Genomic DNA, 20626 nt, shown 5'->3' on the forward strand with positions numbered 1-20626 from the left:
GAATCACCCCCGGCTCCATCCTGCTCTACGGCTCACTTTTCGTGCTGGCCATTTTTTTCCTTATGCCGGCATACATGGCAATTGTTACCGCGCTTAAAGACCCGGCAAACATCAGCCTGCCAACCGCATGGGAGCTGCCGGAAAAATTCAATTGGCAAAGTTTCCCGGAAGCCTTCGGACTGCTCAAGTCCAACATTGCAAGCTCCCTGATCCTGACCGTCTGCGCCACTGCGCTTTCCACTGTGCTCGGTTCGCTGAACGGTTATGTTTTTTCCAAATGGAAATTCAAAGGCAGCGAGCTGATCTTCACCCTGTTCCTCTTCGGTATGTTCATCCCCTATCAGGTTATCCTGATCCCGCTCTTCCAGACCCTGCGGGCCATGAACCTTTACGGAGGACTACCGGGACTGATCCTCGCCCACGTGGTCTACGGTTTGCCGATCACCTCGCTGATTTTCCGTAACTTCTACGCCCAGATTCCCACCGCGCTGGTGGAATCGGCAAGACTGGACGGAGCCGGATTCTTTTCCATCTACACCAAAATAGTCTTCCCGCTGTCCATCCCCGGTTTCGTGGTTACCAGCCTCTGGCAGGTTACCCAGATCTGGAACGAATTCCTCTGGGGTATCTGTCTCACCCGTCACGAGGATAACCCCATAACAGTAGGACTTGCCCAACTCGCAGGCGGACAGGCCGTAAGCTGGAACCTGCCCATGGCCGGGTCAATCATGGCAGCATTTCCGGTTCTCATGATTTACATTTTTCTCGGACGCTACTTTATCCGCGGACTACTTGCCGGATCAGTTAAGGAATAAAAAGTGAAACAACTATTCATCGTCGGACTTGGCGAAATACTATTTGACGTACTGGCAGATTCAGAAGAAATCGGCGGAGCTCCGGTCAATTTTGCATACCATGCGGGGCGGCTGGGCGCAGACGGTGCAGCCATCTCCACTCTCGGAGATGATGATCGAGGACGGCGTGCCACATATGAACTCATGAACCGCGAACTCTGCCTTTCGGGGGTAAGCATTGATCCGGACCATGAGACCGGATACGTGGAAGCCCGCCTGGATGACCAGGGGGTTGCAACCTACTATTTCCCGGACGACATTGCATGGGATCATCTGAAACTTAATGACACCGCCATGGGCTTTGCAGCTCAGGCGGATGCTATCTGCTTCGGCACCCTTGCCCAGCGCAGTGCGGAATCACGAAAAGCTATTCAGACTTTTCTGGATGCCGCCCCACAGGCATTAAAAATCTATGACATGAACCTGCGCCAGAATTTTTACAGCAAGGAAATCATCGCCGAATCACTTGAACGGGCCGATGTGCTGAAACTGAACGATGATGAAATTAAAGTCATCGCTCCCATGTTCGGTCTTGAAGGCAGCGAGCGCGATATGCTCAAAACACTGCATGATAACTTCGCTCTGAAATGCTCGGTGCTGACCCGCGGCAATAAGGGCAGTCTGATCATCAGCGAAAAAGGTGAAATTGATCATCCCGGCATTGAATTGACAAAAATTTCAGATACCATAGGCGCAGGCGATTCATTCACCGCTGCGGTGACTCTCGGATTGCTGCTGGGGCATTCTCTGAAAGAAATCAGTGATCATGCCAACAGGCTGGCTGCCCATGTCTGTTCCTGCAAAGGAGCCATGCCTGTGATCCCCGCAGAATATAAGTTAATAAAATAAATTTCTTAATACAGGATAAACTCATGAAAAGAAGTGAAATAAACGCATTGATCACCAAGGCCAAAGATTTTTACGCCGGACACCACTTCAACCTTCCCAAATGGGCATTCTGGGGACCGGAAGACTGGAAGGGGAAAGGCGACAGCGAAGTTGTACGCAATATGCTCGGCTGGGACCTGACCGATTACGGCAAAGGCGAATTCGACAAGCTGGGCCTGATCCTGTTCACCATCCGCAACGGCAACCTCCAGACCGGAGACCCCAAACCTTATGCGGAAAAAATCATGATTCTGCGCGAAGGCCAGCTCTGTCCCATGCATTTCCACTGGTCCAAACGGGAAGACATAATCAACCGTGCAGGCGGCAATCTGGTCATCAAGCTCTACGGCTCCAATGAAGATGAATCCATGTCCGACCAGCCTCTGGAAGTGAGCGTGGACGGCTTTGTGCGCACAGTTGAACCGGGTGGTGTGATTGTACTTGAACCGGGTGAATCCATCTGCCTTGAACCGGGCATGTATCATTGCTTTTACTGCGAGGAAGGAACCGGAGATGTCATGGTCGGCGAGGTTAGCGCAGTTAATGATGACAACATCGACAACCGCTTCCACGAGCCTCTGCCCCGTTTTCCTAAAGTGGATGAGGATGAAGAACCGATTCACCTGCTGGTTACCGATTATGCGAACTATGTATAAGAACTGAAAACCATATATAAAAAAATACCGGTTTGGAGCACTCCAAACCGGTATTTTTTATGTCCTTTTGAAAATTAATCAAGAATCCCCAATTCTTTCAACTTAGCTGTCAGAACCTCGGCTGTCAGCGGCTTAACAATATAATCCGTAGCCTCACTCTTGCTGAATGCTTCGAATACAGTTTTGACGTCCGAAAGGGCAGTCACCATTACTATTACGGCCTCTTCGGACGGGAGAACCTTGAAATCACGTTCTATTTCCCTTATCTCCCTTGCAGCATCCAGTCCGTTTTTTTCCGGCATCATTATATCCATGAAAACATACTGGAACGGTTCATTCTTCTCTAAAGCCGCCTTGTACACATCCAAGGCCTCGGCCCCGTTCACAGCGACATCGACTTCTCCAATCTTATTAAGAAATAGCTGTAAAAAACTCCTTGAAACAAAGTCATCTTCAACAACCAAAAACTTCATCACACCACCTCACGAACTTGGATTAAGGGGAACACACTAATACAAATATCACAACAACATCTCTTTTTCAAAATACTGAAAATAAATATGTATCAACCATCCATCCCCGGAAAATCGATCATAATTGAGGTCCCTTTCTCAGTTGAACTTTCATAGGAAATACTTCCGCCCATGGTTTCAGCGATCAACTTTGCAGAATAAGTGCCCAGCCCTGTTCCATCGGACTTGTCGGCGGTAACGTATTTATCAAAAAAAGTATCCCGAATACTTTCAGGTACTGCGCCCATATTATGAATCCGTATGACCACATTTCCGCCAATCACCCGGACATCAAAAGTGATATCCTCATCTGACGGAGAAGCTTCCACGGCATTTTTCAAAATATTGGACAAAAGCGAATAGGTAAGAAATTCATCACAGCGAATATTAAATGAAAAATCTCCATCAACGCCCCTACCTTCGAACTGTTCCCTTATAGTCAACTTCTTATACCTGACCAGCTCAAACAGATCCTTAACCACAGACCGGGCTATCGAATATATGTCTGCTACAGCAGGCCTGTATTCATAGGAACCTGTTTCCATCTTGTAGAGATCAAGAGAAAGATTGATCATATTTAATAGTTTATAGCCGGATATCTGTATGTACTCCAATATTTCCCGCTGACTTTCGGTAAGGTTAGCTTCATCATCCTTCAATAGTAAATCAGGAAGTCCGATAATCCCGTTCAATGGAACTTTAAGATCATGGCGTACAATGCGGTCAACATGCTCCTTCAAATCAGCAAGTTTTTTCTGTTCACTAATATCAATAAAATTTTCAACCATATGCAACTTACCATCAATCATGACCCGGCTTACGGTTTTCTGGATCGGAATGTGTGTGCCGTCTTTTCGTTCGATAGTATGCTCTTCATTGCTTTCTTCCAAACCGCGATCCACAATAGGACAACTCCCTTTGCATGCGGTACAGATCACATCAAAACATTCTGCCCCGACAACCTCGTCCCACTCCCTGCCCATCATCTCAAGGGCCTTGGGATTTACATCAACAATTCTGTAATTTTCCGCTTCCACCACCATCACACCGGCCTGCATGGACTTCAATGTAATATCTAAACGATCATAAGCATCGACCAGATCCTGAGTACGCTGCTGAACCATACGTTTAAGTTCCAAACTATGGTTTCGCATAATCTCGTGGGTTTCGTAATTCTCAAGGGCATTTACCGCGGAAAGCATAAACACTGAAAACAGCTTCAGAGTTGTATCCAAAATCTCTTCCTTGCTCTGCTGCATTAACCCTGCAAACATTCCCCGCACCCTGAACGGCGTAAGAAGAGCATGAAGCAAGATGTGATTGTCACCGCTGGAATCGAGAAAAAACACCGGTCCATCAGACTGCAAGGCATAAGCAAAGGACTGATCCGCAATAAGTAAATCTATTTCTCCTTCCAAGGCTGCTGCACTGTCAAGGCATGACCGGACCCGCACAAAATCCTGCGTTTCATTATCCACAAGATAAACCGCACAAGACTGGAACGGAATCATCCTATGAGCGCGGTCACAGATATCCTGCAGCAATTTTTCCAGCGAGGACTGCTGTGGGGAAAGTGATGTTATGGTCCCCAATTCCCGAGCCAGATCCAAAGCTTCCATAGCTGCAGCTTTCTCGTCCTGAAGGGCTTTAATCTGCTGCTGTTGAAATCGTATCAATTTTTTTTCGTCCACCCTAACCTCCGAATATGGCAAGAATGTCCGCAATCTGCCGTCTAGCCTTCGAGAGGGTAGTTACAACAGCGCCGTCAGGAAGGCCAAGAGCATCCCACGATCCGGGGTAAGGGGTGTTTATCAGGCCGAAACTGTCTGTTCCGTATTGCATTGCGACAGCCATGGCATCCGCGACTGAACATATTGCAGACTCTATGCAGAGCTTACCGGATCGGCCCCCGTGATGCCCGACTACCCCGGCAGTAATTGACGGCGGTATATTCCAGAGTTCAAAAAGTTTTCCGGCCAGCTCACAATGATCAAACCCAAAAACAATGGATTCTGCTTTGCAATAACTGATCTTGCGGGACATACGCAGCTGGAAGGCCAAATCTATCTTTTCCGAATACTGCTGCAGCATAATCAGCTGCCCGATATCATGGAGCATCCCGACGACAAAACATTTATCCTGTGAAATCCCGGGAACCTGCTGGGCCAAAATGCGGCAAAACACAGCGCAAGCTAATGAGTGCTTCCAAAAATCTTCCATGGAGAAACCGACATTATGTTCTCCCTTAAAAGCCTCCATAACCGAAACACTTAAGGCAAGCTGACAGACTCCATCTGTTCCGACCAATGAAACGGCCCTACTCAAGGATTCAACCGGAAGATCAAAACCGTACAACGGGCTGTTGACCAGACTGATCAATTTTGCGCTCAAGCCCGAATCCTTGGAAATGATATCCGCAAGATTTTCCGATCCGGCTCCGGGGTCGTTGAGGGTCTCCATAATCTTGTAGTAAATGTCCGGGAAGGCTGCCAACCGGATACCGCTCTTTAAAAATACACCGGCACTTTCAAAAAGGGGAGCATCAGGTATATCGAGATCACCGCCTATGGGCATCAAAATTTCAGGTAAGGCATTACCCTTTTCCAACTCTCCAACAAAGTGCTTAATGCAGGCTTCTTTCAAAACCTTCATGGGAGCCACAGACATATTAGCATATGCGAAAACTCCCTCCACATATTCCTCTGCCTGCGCCTGCAGGTGGGGATCAGGTTCTGTATCATCTTCTCCGGCTCTGTTTCCGCCAAGGACCTCTACTTCGCTAACACCCCATATATTGAAAATCCGCAGATGCTGCTCTTCAAGTATCGTATCAGCCGCCAACAGAAAACGGCCATTAGCCCCTTTAACGTCCTCCAGCAGACGCATTCCTACTTTCAAGTCACCTACAAAAACTTTCATAGCCTACCCTTCGTGATTGCAAAATTCCTGAAAAACATTCTGGCTTTGAATGAAGAATAACAGATGGAGGACAATTAAAATACAATTTTGCTTTGCATGGAAACAAAAAAGGAGGCGCAGCATAAGCCGCGCCTTCTTTAAGAATAATTTATTAATAAATTTAAAGCAGGGACACTAAGTCAGCAGGAGTATCCAGCACAATATTAGCCCCGGCCTTTACAAGCTCACTTTCACCGCGAAAACCCCAACCGGCTCCGATAGAGATCATGCCTGCATTCACTCCGGTTTTTACATCCACATCTGTATCACCGATGAACAAGGTCTGTTGCGGTGAAACACCCATCTTCTCCGCAAGTTCAAGAGCTGCGTCAGGTTCAGGTTTAAGGGGAACATCCTTGCGTCCGCCGTAAACAGCAAAAAATTCTATTTGCGGAAGAAACTTTGCTGCTGATTCAACAGCGTGCTCATGGGGCTTATTGGAAAGGATAGCGATCGTTTTCCCGGCGGCAATAAAATCAGCAAGCACCTCAGGAATTCCGGCATAAGGACGTACCTGCGTATTCAATTTATCTTCAAATTCCTTGAGCAGAACCGGTACAAACTGATCGTAATCTTCCTGATTCTGCTTGTCTTCAGGCAGCACCCGCCATGCCAGTTTTTTTGCACCATCACCAACAAACTTGCGATATGCATCTACCGGATGGGTCGGATACCCCATAGACTCCAAAGCGGAGTTTCCTGCTGCGGCGATATCACTTAATGTATCAAGCAGGGTTCCATCCAAATCAAAAATAACAGCTGAAAAATCAAGTGAACTTTCCATCTTTACAACTCAATAATAATTAAAGGTTTACGACATATTTCCGGCAAAACATTGCTCTCAAGCATGAAAAAACATGCCACATAATCAAAGCAAACATAACGGCCAAGGACTAACGCCACTGCAAGCTCACAGTCAACATTTTCCATGGATGCAATCCGCTCGAAATAGATTGACGTTTCTGCCCGTTTGAAGTTGGCTTATGAACAATTAAACCGAACCAACCAGACAAATTAATTAACTTGAATATGCCCGCAACCGAATACAACACAGCGCAAATCATTGATGCCCTGCAGGCTGACCCCAACCTTAACAAAGCGGAACTGCCTGCTTTAAAAGAATTATCGCGCAAGGTCAGCCAGCGTAAATTCAAGAAAGGAGAATTCATATTCAAAGCCGGAGACGAATCAAATAATTTCTGTCTGGTGGAAAGCGGGAAAGTAATCCTTTCCAAAGAATCGCCGTCCGGTAAATCCTTCACCTACCTTGTCGCCACCCGGGGAATGACCTTGAACGGGATCACCTGCTTCAAACCCGCTCCAAGAATTTTCAGCGCCCGCGTTGTAGAGGATTCATCAATTATCACGATACCCTGCCACGAATTCAAATATTGGGTTGAAAACAATCCCCCCGTAGCCATGGGAATTTTGGGTACCATGGGAGAACTGCTGGACGGAGCATACACCCGCATCATTGATCTGATCGACGAAAGCGTCGAAACCCGCATTCTCAATGTACTCAGCATGCTCTCCACCCGCATAGGATCTGAACTCCCCCTCACCAACGAAGATCTTGCAGGAATGGTAGGGACTTCGCGGGAAAGCGCGGCCCGGGTTATATCCAGACTGCAGGATAACGGAATTGTTTCCAAAGGACGCGGCAGCATCACAGTTCTGGACAAAGAACAACTGGACGAAACAGTTTCCAGCCCCTTTTTCATTATTTAAAAACGCCTCCCTCAGTGACCTGCGTCATTGTTCGCACCGAGCTTCCGTAATATTTCCTGATCAAACAACATAACTTGAACACAGGAAAACAAAATGCACGGTTATTTAATAACTTTCTTTACCCAGAAAAACCGCGAACAGGACGGTATGCCTCTGGCAGACTGGATTGTGGAAGAAGCCCGAAAAATCGGAGTGCGCGGTGCGACGCTATTCAGCGGACAAGAGGGCTTCGGCCATGACGGACGTTTTCACTCAGGCAACTATTTTGATTTTGAGGACAAACCGCAACTCGTAACCATGGCCCTGACTCATGACGAGTGCGACTCCCTACTTTCAAGCCTGCAAGCCAAACAGCTTCGGATCTTCTACACCAAATCAAAAGTTGAATTCGGATTTACCTCTTAAACCCGGATTTCTTCCCCCCCGAACGATTCACACCACGACAGCTAAAACTGCCCCATATAAGGCAGACTTGCTGATCAACAAAGGACTCTCACATGATAGGACCATATATTAACGGTGCTGCACTGCTTGCGGGCAGTGTAGCCGGTGCCATGATCGGCCCGAAACTGAACGCCAATATCCGCACCCGCATGCCCATGGTATTCGGCTGTGCATCCATGGGCCTCGGCGTAGCCATGATAGTCAAAGTTAAACTTTTAGCCCCGGTTATGCTGGCCTTGGTCGTTGGATCATTGCTTGGTGAAATAATCCGTCTGGAAAATATCATCCAGAACTTCGCAGCAAAAGCCCGTGTTGTAATCGAAAAGTTAACCCGCCCCAGCGGGGATATGAATCAGGAAGAATTTCTGGATAAATTTGTGGCTCTGCTGGTTCTTTTTTGCATGAGCGGAACCGGAATTTACGGTTCCATGACCGAGGGAATGACCGGAGATGCTACCCTGCTGATAGTTAAATCAATCCTCGATTTTTTCACTGCTCCCATCTTCGCCTCCACCATGGGCTTTACCGTGGGCATTCTGGTCTTTCCCCAATTTATGGTTCAGGGCTTGCTATTTCTGGGAGCTTCCCTGATTCTGCCCCTGACCACCCCGGACATGCTGGCAGACTTCTCCTCCTGCGGGGGACTGATCATGCTCGCTACGGGATTTCGCATCTGCGGAATCAAACAATTTCCGGTAGCGAATATGATTCCGGCACTTATTCTGGTCATGCCCCTTTCATACTTATGGGCAACTTACCTTGGATAAGAATTTCCACGACTACAGTGAGGCAACCTTATGTCATCAGACATGAAATACCCTGATCCCAATACCAAACATCCGGTAGCAGGTTTTCCGCAAGTAACTTTCATCAAAAACTTCAATGAAAATAACAATGTAATAATCGGTGACTACACATATTATGATGATCCATCGGGACCGGAAAATTTCTTTAAAAACATATTATATCATTTCGATTTTATAGGAGATAAGCTGATCATAGGCCGCTACTGCGCCATTGCCCGAAATGTTTCATTCATCATGAACGGAGCAAACCATGCCACGGGAGGCTTTTCCACCTACCCGTTTTTCATTTTCGGTTCTGGCTGGAAGGATGCAACTCCTCCAGCAGAGCATACTTCCTACAAAGGCGACATTGTAATCGGCAGTGATGTCTGGATCGGATATGACGCCACGATCATGCCGGGAGTTACCATCGGACACGGCAGCATCATCGGAGCAAAATCCGTAGTAACAAAAGACGTCCCTCCATACAGCATTGTTGCCGGAAATCCGGCAAGAGTAGTTAGGATGAGATTTGATAAAGAGACAATCGCAGCGTTGCTGGATGCACAATGGTGGGAATGGGAACCTGAAAAGGTGACCCGAAATCTGCCTGCCATTATCGGCTCTGATATGGAACAATTGCAAAAAGCAACCTAGTTTTCCGATTCAAATTAAAGCTGCACTCACCTTACGCATAAAAATACCCGCAATGCTCAGGAGCGTTGCGGGGATTCAACTTTTTGCAGAGACCGGGCTATCCCGGATAATCAAACTCCGCCCTGAGAACATCAAGGGCGATTTCTTCCTTGGTCTTGTACTTATCCTTGTCGATAAGAGTCGGCTGCCCTGTGGGCGGCACATCGTGGTACATATACTTATAGATGTCGAAGTTGAGGCAGGTCTCATTGCGTAGGTGCATTTCCCGAAACCACTGGCAACCCACATCCAGAATCTGCTTGCCGACATTGATAAAAGCTCCGAAGGGAGTTGCTTTACCGATAGGCATAGTCATCTTGCGGGCGATCTTCATGTTTACGAGGCAGCACCATTCATTGACCCGGCATTCCGGCAACGGCCAAGGCTGTCTAAAGAAAATATCATGCATGCGCGGCAGGTGATAAGCACGGACCTGCTTTCCTTCCGGCGGCTGGGCACTGCGGTAAAGTTCGACCAGTTCACGAAAATCAGGACGGTAATCCATATAGGTATCCGGTGAACATTTGCCGGAAAATGCAGCGGGACAATACCAGCACTGCCCGATGTGTCCGGCAGCAACATGATCCCCGATACCTTCAACCATGGCCCCGATTATATCTTTCCTGAATATGGCATCATTATGAATGATGAGCACGTAATCCTTATCGCTCTTTTCCCAGCCGTACTGGTAACGAACAGAAAGGCGGTACTCTTCGTCATCTATGCGATCCCATTCAATGGGAAAGCAATAGTTCCAATACTTGGGCATGTAATATTCAATCTTATGGGAAAGTGCATCCAGCACATACTGATGGCATCCGGCATCAATACCCTTGGTCTTGGTATTTTCCTCAATAAAATAAATCTTATCGATATGCTGTCCACTGGCCCGCTCAAGTGAAAGCAGAGCCAGACAAGTCTGCAAAGGCTTGCCGCATACACTTATAATTACATCAACCTTACTCACTGGCCCTACTCCGCAAACATGACATTAAGCCGAGAATTGTTCCTAAATTTACGATCAAATTTTTATTTATATAATTAAATCTTAACGATTAATCCACATTATTTAATAATAACCTCAGCCGGAACTGCATCCGGTCCCGTACGGGCTGTTGTTGAAGGCGGAGCAGTATGCCACGGGTTCGGTCCCTTGGCCATGCTGTGGCCGAGCATGAAAAGCTTGCTCATATAGACCGGGCTGAACAGCTCGTCCGATTCCTCATTGTAATCAGGGGGAATAAAAGTCAGCTTGAAATCCACTCCGTCACGCTCGGCAGTGTAATACATGCGATAAAGGTCACCGATACCCTGGTTGCGGATAAGTCCGGCAAGGGAGCGGGCAGCTATGCCGCCTATATACGGCTCTACCTGTACTCCTTCGGTAATCAAAGCATCATTGCGGATAATGTACAGGGTAATTTTCCTTTTCTCGCCGATCTTTTCCAGCTCATCGGCAAGGTGAATACTGGGCGGATAGCAAAAGACCTGATTACTGACTCCGCCATCAACGTGCATTTCATCATAAATTTCATCCCCGGCTTTTACCTTGAAATAAACCGGAGGGAAGGCCACCGGGACGGATGCCGAAGCAAGGATTACATCACGGATAAGCTGATCCGCTTCCGGTGTTCCGTACTGGGCCAAGGCTCCGATATCCCAATAGACAGGCCGCATTGCATCAAGGTTCGTGGTACCGACCAAGAGCCTGCGTCCCTTGCGATGTTCCACTGCAATCTTGGCTATAAAATCATGATTGACGAATTCCTTAAGAGCCAGCTTCAAAGGCTCAGTGCTATACACAGAGTCACCGGAAATGGCGGAGACATAGGAACGTTGCTGCACAAGATCACTGGTTTCAAAAGTGGTATAGAACATCTCAATAAAAGGATCGTAGTCCGAACCCATGAAAGCAAATGGAGCTATCAACGCGCCGGTACTTACCCCGGTGACCAGCCCGAAAGTAGGACGGTCACCGCGCTCGGTCCAACCGCAAAGAAATCCGGCCCCGAAAGCACCGTCAGCACCGCCACCGGAAAGTGACAAAAAACTGATCTCGTCCGGGAGCTTGTTCATACGGCTCAGTTCGGCCCACTTTTCCATGACCTTATTCATATGTTTCGGAGTCGTATCCCCGAAAAAACGAACCTGATCATAACCGGGTAAACAGGCCTGAGCCTGCATTTCCGCCGGGATTGGATTGCGTTTCAACCCGCAACCGGCCAGCAAAGCCAACAAGAGGGAAAGAACTACCAGCCTGCAAAAAAAGTTACTCTTCATATTTAAAAATTCCATATTTATTTATTCAACTACTCAGACATACGGCTTAAACGGAACAACATCATCTTCAGACAAATGTCTGATTAAAACACGAAAGAAATGTGTATACTTACTCTGTTCAGCCATGCAGTCGGCAGACAGAACATAATTATGATTTGAAAAACCTGCAAACAAATAAAGGGAGAGATCACATGCTTTACCGTAAGGTACCTAAAACAGGAGAAGAATTATCAATCTTGGGCTTTGGTGCCATGCGCTTGCCCATGATCGATGACAAGACCATTGATGAAGAGCGGGCGATCGCACAGATTCGTAATTGCATCGATAACGGCGTTAACTATGTGGATACCGCATGGCCCTACCACGGCGGCCAGAGTGAAGGTATTGTAGGCAAGGCACTCAAAGAAGGCTATCGCGAAAAAGTTGCCATCGCCGATAAGCTGCCCCAATACATTGTTGAATCCCGTGAACATATGGACGAGATTCTTAATGAGCAGCTGAGGCGTCTTGATGTTGACTGTATCGACTACTACCTGATTCATGCTGTTGAAGGCAATTCATGGGACCGCTCCGTGGAGCTGGGCATAAAAGACTTTCTGGACAAGGCTCTTGAATCCGGAAAAATCCGCTATGCAGGTTTTTCCTTCCACGGCGTTCCCGAAGACTTCAAGCGCATTGTGGACGATTACCCGTGGACCTTCTGTCAGATCCAGTACAACTTTCTGGATACTGAGAATCAGGCCGGGACTGCAGGACTTAAATACGCAGCATCCAAGGACATCGCTGTTATGATCATGGAACCCCTGCGCGGTGGAAACCTCAGCGCTCCCACTCCCCCGGACGGAGTGCAGGATATCTTTGATCAGGCCGAAATCAAACGAGCCCCGGTTGAATGGGCCCTGCGCTGGGTCTGGAACCATCCCGAAGTGACCGTGGTCCTTTCCGGCATGAACGAAGAGGAACATATTAAACAGAACCTCGCCATTGCCTCCGAAGCCGGAGCGAATTCCCTGACCGATGGGGAACTAGCTATTGTGGACAAGGTCGCTGCAAGGTACAAGGAACTCATGCAGGTCCCCTGCACCGGCTGTGCATACTGTATGCCCTGTCCAGCCGGAGTCAGGATTCCTGGCTGCTTTGAACTCTTCAACAGTGCCCATATGTTCAAAGATAAGGCGGATCACTTGAAGTTCCAGTACGCAGTATTCTTCAGTAAGGAAATGGCAGGTGAATCAGCCTACGCATCCCAGTGTGTGGAATGCGGACAATGCGAAGAGCACTGTCCCCAGCATATAGCTATTCCCGAACAGCTTAAACGCGTCGTGGATTACTTTGAGCAGGACGACATGCAGGACAAAGTAGACATGGTTGCAAACAAGCAGGAAAACTAAATATTTTTATGCGGATTCCGGGTGCCCGGAATCCGCATAATACAACGCCCCAGCCGGACCGGAATAATAATGAACATACTCTATTACGATTGTTTTTCAGGCATCAGCGGAGACATGAACCTCGCCGCCATGATCGATCTCGGCGTTTCTCCTGATTTCCTTAAAACCGAACTTGCCAAGCTAGGTCTTGAAGATGAATTCAGCCTCAAAACTTCACAGGATTCGCGCAAGGGCATTTTCGGTACCCGCGTAGATGTTGAGCTGGTTCAGCAGCATGAACATCATCATGATCATGGACACCATCATGGCCACGATCACCACCATCGCCACGAACACCGAAACCTGAAAGACATCGAAGAACTTATCAATTCCAGCGACCTCAACGACAAGGTCAAAGCGACCAGTCTGGCAATTTTCAAACGGGTCGCAGAAGCCGAGGCCAAGATTCACGGCAGCACTATCTACGAAGTCCATTTCCACGAGGTGGGTGCCACTGATTCCATCGTAGATATTGTAGGTGCGGCGATCTGTTTCCATGAACTGGAAATCGACCAAGTCTGGTGTTCTTCCGTCGAGCTGGGCGGAGGTTTCGTCAACTGCGCACACGGCAAGATGCCCGTGCCCGCCCCGGCCACGTCTGAAATCCTTGCCGGATCGCCCACAACTCAAGGTGCGGTTCAACAAGAAACCACCACTCCCACCGGAGCGGCGATTCTCGCTGAACTTGTAGATAACTTTTCTGATTCTCCGCGCATGGCCGTGCAGAAAACCGCATACGGCATCGGTCACCGGGACAACGAAATTCCTAACGTGCTCCGCGTGCAGCTAGCCAGAACCGAGCCCGCTGCAACCATGCCTACAGTTCCGGTGCGGCTGCTGCAATGCAACATTGACGACATGACCGGAGAAATGCTTGGTGCAGCGCTTGATCAACTTATGGAAGACGGAGCCATGGATGTACATTTCACCTCCATCGTCATGAAAAAGAACCGTCCGGCAACCACCCTTTCACTGCTTTGTGCCGCAGAAGACGAGGACAAGTTCAAACGCCTTATCTTCAAGCACACCAGCACACTGGGCATAAAAAGCATTGCCATTGAAAAAACAGTGCTCGACATTTACTTCGACAAGCTAGAAACCCCGCTCGGAACAGTTACTATGAAGAATGCCATCTTAGATGGAGAGGTAATTCGCTCCAAGCCCGAGCTTGAAGACTGCCGCGCTTTGGCTAGGCTGCACGGCATTCCTCTAAGTGAGGTATACTTACAGATTGGCAAAGTAAGAGAGATTTGATGGACGAACCTGCCTTGAAATATAAGAATCTGCTTGAAATTCTCGCTGAGACAGGCGGAGCTATAATTGCCTTCTCCGGTGGTGTGGACAGCACTTTGCTGCTCCATGCAGCAAAAGAAGTCCTCGGAGATAAAGCCATAGCCGCTTCCATCGCCACTCCCTACGTTCCGCAATGGGAGCAAGGTGAGGCAAGGGAATTCGCGAAACAGATAGGTGTAAAGCATGTTGTCGTAAACATGGATTTCCCTGCTGAACTGCGCATGAATCCTCCGGAGCACTGCTACACCTGCAAAAAGATTCTGTTCAGCAAGCTGTTGGATGTGGCGCAGAAGAATGGAGTTAAACACATCCTTGAAGGAACAAATATTGATGATCTCAGCGACTACCGTCCCGGCATCAAGGCCCTGCGTGAACTTGAAATCCGCAGCCCTTTTGTGGAAGCGGATCTGACCAAGCAGGATATCCGCGAGCTTTCCCGCAGATTCAACCTGCCTACATGGGACAAACCATCTTTCGCCTGCCTGCTCTCACGTATGCCTGTCGATGCGGAAGTTACAGACCAAGCATTGCAACAGGTGGAACAGGCCGAAGTATTTCTTATAAAAATAGGTTTCCCTGCCGTGCGGGTACGTCATCACGGTGAAGTTGCCCGCATTGAAGTTCCGGCGGATAGATTACAGGATTTTATGGACGCCAATGAAATTCATGGAATCAACAATAAGCTCAAAGAGTTCGGCTATCGTCATGTAGCGCTCGATCTGGGCGGCTATAAAATGGGCAGCCTTAATAAAAAATAGAATCAGCCCTTACTAAGGATTCCAAAGGGGATTATTCCCTTTGGCCGCCGGAGGCGAAATCTTTCAACAAAAGCGCGAAGCGCATCATAACTATGACCAACGATAATCTTAAAAATATATTGAATGCTGTAAAAGACGGCAGCATGGATGTTGTTCAGGGCATGGAAAAGCTGCGCGACCTGCCTTATCAGGACATCGGGCACACCAAGATCGACCATCACCGCAGCTTACGCAACGGCTTCCCGGAAGTAATCTACGGCGCAGGCAAAACCCCGCAACAAGTCGGCGATATTTTCGAACATATGTGCGGACGCAACAACGTGTTGGCTACGCGTGTTTCTTTAGAAACTGCCGGACATGTAACTGCCCGCTTCCCGCATGTGGAATACAATGAAACAGCCAACACCCTGACCTGCAAGAGCAAGAAAATCGAATACAACAGCGGCACGGTCGGCATTATCACCGCCGGAACATCCGATCTTGATGTAGCTGAAGAGGCACTGGTAACCTGCGACATGCTCGGCAGCCGCGCTGCCATAATCTCCGATATCGGGGTAGCCGGAATTCACCGCATGCTTGACCGCATTGATGAAATCCGCAAATTCTCGGTACTGATAGTAATTGCTGGAATGGAAGGAGCTCTTTCCAGCGTAATCGGCGGCCTTGTCGAACAGCCTATCATTGCAGTACCAACCTCAGTTGGCTACGGGGCCAACTTCTCAGGCCTGTCCGCCCTGCTGGGCATGCTCACTTCCTGCGCCAGCGGAGTGACAGTAGTTAACATTGATAACGGATTCGGTGCGGCCTGTGCAGCCTGCAAGATTAATAAGGCTATTGATCGCTAATAATAGATAGAATTTGCTCAATCCCCTCACCACTCACAGAACTGGTGCGGATGATTTGCTTTGCTCCGGCCTGCTTCAAGAAGCGTTCAGCCAAATCGGGATCAGCATTTGGTGCATCGACTTTGGACACAAGGCCGATGACCTTGCGGTTGAACATGGAAGTAAAAAGAGGCGGGAAAAGACTGGTCCGGCGGGTGGCGTCCTGAATAATTGCCAAGACTTTGCAGTCGGCGGAAGAAGTGATCAGAGCGTGGTAGAACCAGCTGTTTTCGAGGAATTCGCCGGGGGTGTTGATGAACGGACCGAAATGTTCAACGGCCATGGCCCGGCGCGGGGAATAGGATTCACCTGAAAGGGCTTTGATAAGCGAACTTTTGCCGGAGCGGGTCTCGCCCACGAACATGGTTTTTTTCATAGAATGCCTTCGGCGACCCTGCCGGGGGCCTCAAACCCTTTTCCAAAAGGGTTTAAGAATCCCAAAACGTTTTATTAGGCTTTGCCATCTCATATCCAAAGCCTCTTCTTAATTTTAGGATCTAGTCAACTCAACAGAAGAATAATGCAGGGTGCCCTCGAAGTAATCGAGTACAGCACGAAGTGAAGCTTCAACGCTGGCAACATCTCCCAGAAGCAGCAGAGAACCGCCGAAACGATCCAGAAATCCGATCTCAACGGAAGCAGCCTTGGTAGCAACATCAGATGCGATGATCACACCCTCGCTGGGGGTGATGGTCATGATGCCGATAGCTCCGGCAGAGTTATCATCCAAACCCAGCTTGAGATAAATATCACGGTGCGGGCTGGCAATAAGATGGGCAAGGGTAACCTGCTTACCGGGAACGTATTCCTGAATAATGCGCTGTTTGTTTTCATTGTCCATCATAATCAAACTCCTTTTAAAAAAACCGGCACGTGCTGAAGTGGAAAGGCACGTGCCGGTAAGATGACATGTGTTCCAGTGTTAATACAACACTAGATCAACTGTGCTTTAATCTCTTCGCTGGGGGAAGGAATTACTACGTGGCTATGAACCGGGCCGCCGTCGCCGACGCCTTCGATTCCTGCTTCAACAGAAGCTTTAACAGAGCCGACGTCACCGGTCATGGTTACATAGGCTTTACCACCGAGACCCGCGGCCATGCGGACTTCGATCAGGCTTACGTTAGCAGCCTTTGCTGCGGCATCGGCAGCAAGGATGCAGGATGCGATGGTGTAGGTTTCAATTACACCCAAAGCATTGATACGAGGTACGATGGAAGTACCGCTCAATGCGGGGATAACATCCGCATGGATGCTGGGGATGGTGAAGTGGTCAACAATCATGTCACCGCCGATTTCACAACCGACTTCAACGGAGCTCTTAACAGCGCCGGTGTCACCACAAATAACAACAATATATCTGCCCGGACAAGTGGGGCGGGCCATAACCAGCTCGACAGATGCAGCTTTAAGCATTTCATCTGCGGTGTGTATGCCGAGGGCAACGCTGTTCAGTTCTACACAACCGATAGTACGTAAATCCATTTTATATCTCCTTTTGGAAGGGGATGCGCAAAGCGCTTTAACAGGATAACCTGCTAATTATTTCTTAATAACCACTACACCGTTCTCAACGCTTTCGACAGTTCCGTCGATGCTGGCGTGAACCCTTGCACCCATTGCGCCTTCAGGAATTTCACCGATCAGGTCGCCACAGCTTACCTTATCTCCGACGGAAACAACGCACTGCGCAGGAGCACCGATGTGCTGACCGAGGCGGATGTTGACCACGGAGGGAGTGTACTCACCTGCGTATTCGGGATGGCCGTCGTACTTGGTGAGGTTCAGACGCTGAATAAGGCGCTTGGTGGGGACAGCTCTGCTTTCGCGGAACGGGTTGGCTTTCAGTTCATTGCCCTTGGATTCCCAGGTCACACGTTCCTTCATCAGGATCTTCTTGATCTGAGCATTCACCTCACGAGGAGAAATCATCATGGGGCAGGCAAATTTTTCACAGATGCCGCATTCGGAGCAAAGCAGTGCTTCTTTAGCTCCTTCGGTATCCAGCTCGTTGTTGGCGATTACACGCATCAGTTTGTGAGGATGCAGGGAATGGCCGAGCAGGTTACGCGGGCAAAGGTCGGTACAGCGGGAACACTGACAGCATACAGTGTTAGTGATGCGGCGGATCTTTTCGGGGTCCATTACCTTGCCTGCAACCACGTTGTGGTTCGGAGGCAGGACCAGAAGTCCGCTGGTGGTCTTGGTTACCGGCTGGTTGGTGTCGGGAAGAACCCGGCCCATCATGGGACCGCCGTCTACAACTTTGTAGTCGGAAATGGTCGGTCCGCCTGCAAATTCAAGCACGTCGGAAACAAGAGTTCCCACGGGGACTTTAACGACCATGGGGTTCTTGATTTCCCCGGCAACGGTCAGGTAGCGGTGGGTTACCGGCTTACCGTCCATGGCCAGAGCCACGTTGAACAGGGACTCGGTGTTACTTACTACCGCACCGACCTGAAGGGGAATACCGCGTTCAGGAACAGTGCGGCCCAGTACTTCGTATACCAGCACCTGCTCATCACCGGCAGGATAGAAATCTTTAAGTACGAAGCATTCAAGGCGACCGGAACCGTCACGGGCAACTGCTTCCTGAACAGCCTTAACGGCTTTGGCGTGTTTACCCTTGAGACAGATGATACCTTTCTTGGCACCGGTACAATCCATGATCGCTTCAAGTCCGCGGATCATGGTATCGACTTCCGCTTCCATGAGGTAGGGATCGCTCATGAGCAGCGGTTCACAGGAAGCACCGTTCACCAGAACGGTATCCACTTTGGCCTCAGCCTTAACGTGAGTAGGGAGTCCAGCACCACCGGCACCGACAACACCTGTTTCACGAATAATATCAACTATATTTACAGCCATTTGATAATTCCTTCCGATTTACCTCCGGCAGATCAGCACATTGAGGCTGACCTGCCGGATTTGTTCAAAATAGCTATCTTACCAAGCCTTGAGCAAAAGCTCTTTTACATCGTCACGTGAAGGGTTTCTGGGGTTGCTAGCAGTGCAGATATCATCAAGCACGTTGCGGGCAATGGTGTTCAGGCTGGTTTTAAAAACACTTTCATCAATCTTCAATGCACCGACATTGTTGGGAATGCCCATGGACTCGTTAAGTTCCATAACCGCATTGATAAGGGATCTGGTACCCTCTTCAACGGTTTCTGCGGGCAGTTTCAGCATGGTGGCAATTTCGTGGTAGCGGATACCCACATCAAAACTGTTGAACTTGATTGCGTGGGGCAGGACTACTGCGTTTGCCAGTCCGTGCGGCACATGAAAAATACCGCCAAGAGAATGAGCGATGGAATGGGTAATGCCCAGTCCGCTGTTGTTGAAAGCCATACCTGCCATGCAGGAACCGAGCAGCATATGCTCGCGTGCTTCCATGTCATCACCGTTGATGTAGGCCCGCTTGAGATACTTGAATACGTAACGGATAGCGTATCTTGCGTAGATGGAAGTAAAAGCGTTGGCCTCACGGGAAGTGTATGCCTCAATGGCGTGGGTCAGCACGTCCATACCTGTTGCAGCAGTTACATGCGGCGGCAGGGAGCGGGTGAAACGGGCATCGAGGATAGCCATATCCGGGATAAGCATTTCATCGTTAAGAGGAATCTTGACCTCGTTAACCTTGTCGGTGACCACAGCATAGCTGGTAACTTCAGCCCCGGTACCACTGGTGGTGGGAATGGCTACCAGTGTCGGTTTGACCTTTCCTTCAAGAGCCTTGCCAGCAAAAAAGGAAATGGCCTTGGCCGCATCAATGGGTGAACCACCGCCGAGGGCGATGATCAGGTCGGCTTGGTTTTTAAGGAAAATCTGTGCTCCCTTGGTAACTGTCTCAAGGGAAGGATCGGGTTCAACCTCATCAAAGATGATGAAGGGAATCCCTTTACGATCAAGATGGGTACGGACGCGGTCAACAAAACCGGTCTTTACCATGAATGAATCGGTAACAATAAAAGCCTGCGTTGCCGGGATAGTCTCCAGATTGTCCAGAGCGTCCTCGCCATAGCAGATCTTTGTTTTGCCGTAGAACTGTGTCACCCTTTTCTCCAATAAATCAAAAATGTCAGGGTTAAAATCTATTCAGCTTGAAATTTGTATAGGGGCGCAGGTGTGAGGGGTGAGGGGTGCCTGCGCCCCTTAATGTCCTTACTTTACAGCGCATTTGGGAAGAATAACTTCCACTTCGCTGTGAGGACGGGGTATCACGTGTACACTGCGCAGTTCACCTACGCGTTCAGCAGCTGCTGCACCAGCATCAACTGCAGCTTTAACAGCACCAACGTCGCCGCGAACCAATACGGTTACGAGACCGCCGCCGACCTGTTCACGGCCAACGAGAGTTACATTTGCTGCTTTAACCATAGCATCGGCTGCTTCAACAGCACCAACGAGACCTCTGGTTTCTACCATTCCGAGAGCGTTGAGAGATGACATAATTTTCT

The 20626-nt window shown here is 48.9% G+C and carries 23 protein-coding genes and 1 pseudogene; 11 read left to right on the forward strand and 13 right to left on the reverse strand.

The window, feature by feature from the left end; all coding sequences use genetic code 11:
- Window positions 1-74: 74 nt before the first annotated feature.
- From ACKU40_RS13235 to ACKU40_RS13245, 3 genes and pseudogenes are all read left to right on the forward strand, one after another.
- Window positions 75-719: pseudogene (locus ACKU40_RS13235) on the forward strand (carbohydrate ABC transporter permease); the annotation flags it as partial.
- A 99-nt stretch (window positions 720-818) separates the two neighbouring features.
- Window positions 819-1703 carry a carbohydrate kinase gene (locus ACKU40_RS13240; protein ID WP_320173268.1) on the forward strand — a complete coding sequence of 295 codons (885 nt, stop codon included), beginning with the start codon at window positions 819-821 and terminating at the stop codon, window positions 1701-1703.
- Window positions 1704-1726: 23 nt separating this feature from the next.
- Window positions 1727-2398: a D-lyxose/D-mannose family sugar isomerase gene (locus tag ACKU40_RS13245; RefSeq protein ID WP_320173269.1), complete on the forward strand. Its 672-nt coding sequence runs from the start codon at window positions 1727-1729 to the stop codon at window positions 2396-2398.
- A gap of 74 nt (window positions 2399-2472) precedes the next feature.
- Here the strand turns inward: ACKU40_RS13245 and ACKU40_RS13250 are convergent, their stop codons facing one another.
- From ACKU40_RS13250 to ACKU40_RS13270, 5 genes are all read right to left on the reverse strand, one after another.
- Window positions 2473-2871, reverse strand: a complete 399-nt coding sequence (locus ACKU40_RS13250) for a response regulator (RefSeq protein WP_320173270.1) — start codon at window positions 2869-2871, stop codon at window positions 2473-2475.
- 92 nt (window positions 2872-2963) lie between these two features.
- Window positions 2964-4601 (reverse strand): GAF domain-containing protein, encoded by a 1638-nt coding sequence (locus tag ACKU40_RS13255; protein ID WP_320173271.1) that lies wholly within the window; start codon window positions 4599-4601, stop codon window positions 2964-2966.
- 1 nt (window position 4602) lies between these two features.
- Window positions 4603-5829: an HDOD domain-containing protein gene (locus ACKU40_RS13260; protein ID WP_320173272.1), complete on the reverse strand. Its 1227-nt coding sequence runs from the start codon at window positions 5827-5829 to the stop codon at window positions 4603-4605.
- Between the two features lie 160 nt (window positions 5830-5989).
- Window positions 5990-6652, reverse strand: a complete 663-nt coding sequence (locus ACKU40_RS13265) for an HAD family hydrolase (protein ID WP_320173273.1) — start codon at window positions 6650-6652, stop codon at window positions 5990-5992.
- Window positions 6653-6654: 2 nt separating this feature from the next.
- Window positions 6655-6798 carry a hypothetical protein gene (locus ACKU40_RS13270; protein WP_320173274.1) on the reverse strand — a complete coding sequence of 48 codons (144 nt, stop codon included), beginning with the start codon at window positions 6796-6798 and terminating at the stop codon, window positions 6655-6657.
- A 99-nt stretch (window positions 6799-6897) separates the two neighbouring features.
- On the opposite strand from ACKU40_RS13270, the gene ACKU40_RS13275 reads away from it, so the two are divergent.
- From ACKU40_RS13275 to ACKU40_RS13290, 4 genes are all read left to right on the forward strand, one after another.
- Window positions 6898-7596 carry a Crp/Fnr family transcriptional regulator gene (locus ACKU40_RS13275; protein ID WP_320173275.1) on the forward strand — a complete coding sequence of 233 codons (699 nt, stop codon included), beginning with the start codon at window positions 6898-6900 and terminating at the stop codon, window positions 7594-7596.
- A 93-nt stretch (window positions 7597-7689) separates the two neighbouring features.
- Complete coding sequence (locus ACKU40_RS13280) at window positions 7690-8001, forward strand: DUF190 domain-containing protein (RefSeq protein ID WP_320173276.1); 312 nt, start codon at window positions 7690-7692, stop codon at window positions 7999-8001.
- Between the two features lie 92 nt (window positions 8002-8093).
- Window positions 8094-8807, forward strand: a complete 714-nt coding sequence (locus ACKU40_RS13285) for a DUF554 domain-containing protein (RefSeq protein WP_320173277.1) — start codon at window positions 8094-8096, stop codon at window positions 8805-8807.
- A 42-nt stretch (window positions 8808-8849) separates the two neighbouring features.
- Window positions 8850-9482 (forward strand): CatB-related O-acetyltransferase, encoded by a 633-nt coding sequence (locus ACKU40_RS13290; protein ID WP_407944337.1) that lies wholly within the window; start codon window positions 8850-8852, stop codon window positions 9480-9482.
- 97 nt (window positions 9483-9579) lie between these two features.
- Here ACKU40_RS13290 and ACKU40_RS13295 read toward each other — a convergent pair whose 3' ends face one another.
- Window positions 9580-10488, reverse strand: coding sequence for a hypothetical protein (locus ACKU40_RS13295; RefSeq protein ID WP_320173279.1), 909 nt, complete (start codon window positions 10486-10488; stop codon window positions 9580-9582).
- A gap of 98 nt (window positions 10489-10586) precedes the next feature.
- A complete protein-coding gene (locus ACKU40_RS13300) occupies window positions 10587-11801 on the reverse strand; it encodes a patatin-like phospholipase family protein (protein WP_320173280.1) in 1215 nt (404 codons plus the stop codon).
- Between the two features lie 191 nt (window positions 11802-11992).
- On the opposite strand from ACKU40_RS13300, the gene ACKU40_RS13305 reads away from it, so the two are divergent.
- The 4 genes from ACKU40_RS13305 to larB all read left to right on the forward strand — a co-directional run bounded on the left by ACKU40_RS13305 (window position 11993) and on the right by larB (window position 16127).
- Window positions 11993-13192 carry an aldo/keto reductase gene (locus tag ACKU40_RS13305; RefSeq protein WP_320173281.1) on the forward strand — a complete coding sequence of 400 codons (1200 nt, stop codon included), beginning with the start codon at window positions 11993-11995 and terminating at the stop codon, window positions 13190-13192.
- Window positions 13193-13261: 69 nt separating this feature from the next.
- On the forward strand, window positions 13262-14485 hold the full coding sequence (gene larC / locus ACKU40_RS13310; RefSeq protein WP_320173282.1) for a nickel pincer cofactor biosynthesis protein LarC: 1224 nt from the start codon (window positions 13262-13264) through the stop codon (window positions 14483-14485).
- Window positions 14485-15282, forward strand: coding sequence for an ATP-dependent sacrificial sulfur transferase LarE (gene larE, locus ACKU40_RS13315; protein ID WP_320173283.1), 798 nt, complete (start codon window positions 14485-14487; stop codon window positions 15280-15282). Before larC ends, larE begins: the two co-directional genes overlap by 1 nt.
- A 92-nt stretch (window positions 15283-15374) precedes the next feature.
- Window positions 15375-16127, forward strand: a complete 753-nt coding sequence (gene larB / locus ACKU40_RS13320; RefSeq protein ID WP_320173284.1) for a nickel pincer cofactor biosynthesis protein LarB — start codon at window positions 15375-15377, stop codon at window positions 16125-16127.
- Here the strand turns inward: larB and ACKU40_RS13325 are convergent.
- The 6 genes from ACKU40_RS13325 to ACKU40_RS13350 all read right to left on the reverse strand — a co-directional run bounded on the left by ACKU40_RS13325 (window position 16114) and on the right by ACKU40_RS13350 (window position 20618).
- On the reverse strand, window positions 16114-16542 hold the full coding sequence (locus ACKU40_RS13325; RefSeq protein ID WP_320173285.1) for a EutP/PduV family microcompartment system protein: 429 nt from the start codon (window positions 16540-16542) through the stop codon (window positions 16114-16116). The genes larB and ACKU40_RS13325 overlap by 14 nt on opposite strands.
- A 114-nt stretch (window positions 16543-16656) precedes the next feature.
- Window positions 16657-17010 carry a BMC domain-containing protein gene (locus ACKU40_RS13330; protein ID WP_320173286.1) on the reverse strand — a complete coding sequence of 118 codons (354 nt, stop codon included), beginning with the start codon at window positions 17008-17010 and terminating at the stop codon, window positions 16657-16659.
- 89 nt (window positions 17011-17099) lie between these two features.
- Window positions 17100-17651, reverse strand: coding sequence for a BMC domain-containing protein (locus ACKU40_RS13335; protein ID WP_015850368.1), 552 nt, complete (start codon window positions 17649-17651; stop codon window positions 17100-17102).
- Window positions 17652-17708: 57 nt separating this feature from the next.
- The gene (locus tag ACKU40_RS13340) at window positions 17709-19034 is read right to left on the reverse strand and encodes a 4Fe-4S dicluster domain-containing protein (RefSeq protein ID WP_320173287.1); all 1326 of its coding nucleotides are present in this window, start codon (window positions 19032-19034) and stop codon (window positions 17709-17711) included.
- Between the two features lie 78 nt (window positions 19035-19112).
- Entirely contained in the window at window positions 19113-20222 is a 1110-nt protein-coding gene (locus tag ACKU40_RS13345; protein ID WP_320173288.1) for a 1-propanol dehydrogenase PduQ, read from the reverse strand.
- Between the two features lie 108 nt (window positions 20223-20330).
- A complete protein-coding gene (locus ACKU40_RS13350; RefSeq protein WP_320173289.1) occupies window positions 20331-20618 on the reverse strand; it encodes a BMC domain-containing protein in 288 nt (95 codons plus the stop codon).
- Window positions 20619-20626: the final 8 nt, after the last annotated feature.

Origin of the sequence: Maridesulfovibrio sp., assembly GCF_963666665.1 — a bacterium.
Lineage (GTDB): Bacteria > Desulfobacterota > Desulfovibrionia > Desulfovibrionales > Desulfovibrionaceae > Maridesulfovibrio.

Bases quoted from the DNA above. Each gene is read 5' to 3' on its own strand.
- ACKU40_RS13245 (WP_320173269.1), top strand. From the start codon at position 1,727: ATGAAAAGAAGTGAAATAAACGCATTGATCACCAAGGCCAAAGATTTT.
- ACKU40_RS13250 (WP_320173270.1), bottom strand. From the start codon at position 2,871: ATGAAGTTTTTGGTTGTTGAAGATGACTTTGTTTCAAGGAGTTTTTTA.
- ACKU40_RS13260 (WP_320173272.1), bottom strand. From the start codon at position 5,829: ATGAAAGTTTTTGTAGGTGACTTGAAAGTAGGAATGCGTCTGCTGGAG.
- ACKU40_RS13265 (WP_320173273.1), bottom strand. From the start codon at position 6,652: ATGGAAAGTTCACTTGATTTTTCAGCTGTTATTTTTGATTTGGATGGA.
- ACKU40_RS13270 (WP_320173274.1), bottom strand. From the start codon at position 6,798: ATGGAAAATGTTGACTGTGAGCTTGCAGTGGCGTTAGTCCTTGGCCGT.
- ACKU40_RS13275 (WP_320173275.1), top strand. From the start codon at position 6,898: ATGCCCGCAACCGAATACAACACAGCGCAAATCATTGATGCCCTGCAG.
- ACKU40_RS13280 (WP_320173276.1), top strand. From the start codon at position 7,690: ATGCACGGTTATTTAATAACTTTCTTTACCCAGAAAAACCGCGAACAG.
- ACKU40_RS13285 (WP_320173277.1), top strand. From the start codon at position 8,094: ATGATAGGACCATATATTAACGGTGCTGCACTGCTTGCGGGCAGTGTA.
- ACKU40_RS13290 (WP_407944337.1), top strand. From the start codon at position 8,850: ATGAAATACCCTGATCCCAATACCAAACATCCGGTAGCAGGTTTTCCG.
- ACKU40_RS13300 (WP_320173280.1), bottom strand. From the start codon at position 11,801: ATGAAGAGTAACTTTTTTTGCAGGCTGGTAGTTCTTTCCCTCTTGTTG.
- ACKU40_RS13305 (WP_320173281.1), top strand. From the start codon at position 11,993: ATGCTTTACCGTAAGGTACCTAAAACAGGAGAAGAATTATCAATCTTG.
- larC (WP_320173282.1), top strand. From the start codon at position 13,262: ATGAACATACTCTATTACGATTGTTTTTCAGGCATCAGCGGAGACATG.
- larE (WP_320173283.1), top strand. From the start codon at position 14,485: ATGGACGAACCTGCCTTGAAATATAAGAATCTGCTTGAAATTCTCGCT.
- larB (WP_320173284.1), top strand. From the start codon at position 15,375: ATGACCAACGATAATCTTAAAAATATATTGAATGCTGTAAAAGACGGC.
- ACKU40_RS13325 (WP_320173285.1), bottom strand. From the start codon at position 16,542: ATGAAAAAAACCATGTTCGTGGGCGAGACCCGCTCCGGCAAAAGTTCG.
- ACKU40_RS13330 (WP_320173286.1), bottom strand. From the start codon at position 17,010: ATGATGGACAATGAAAACAAACAGCGCATTATTCAGGAATACGTTCCC.
- ACKU40_RS13335 (WP_015850368.1), bottom strand. From the start codon at position 17,651: ATGGATTTACGTACTATCGGTTGTGTAGAACTGAACAGCGTTGCCCTC.
- ACKU40_RS13340 (WP_320173287.1), bottom strand. From the start codon at position 19,034: ATGGCTGTAAATATAGTTGATATTATTCGTGAAACAGGTGTTGTCGGT.
- ACKU40_RS13350 (WP_320173289.1), bottom strand. From the start codon at position 20,618: ATGTCATCTCTCAACGCTCTCGGAATGGTAGAAACCAGAGGTCTCGTT.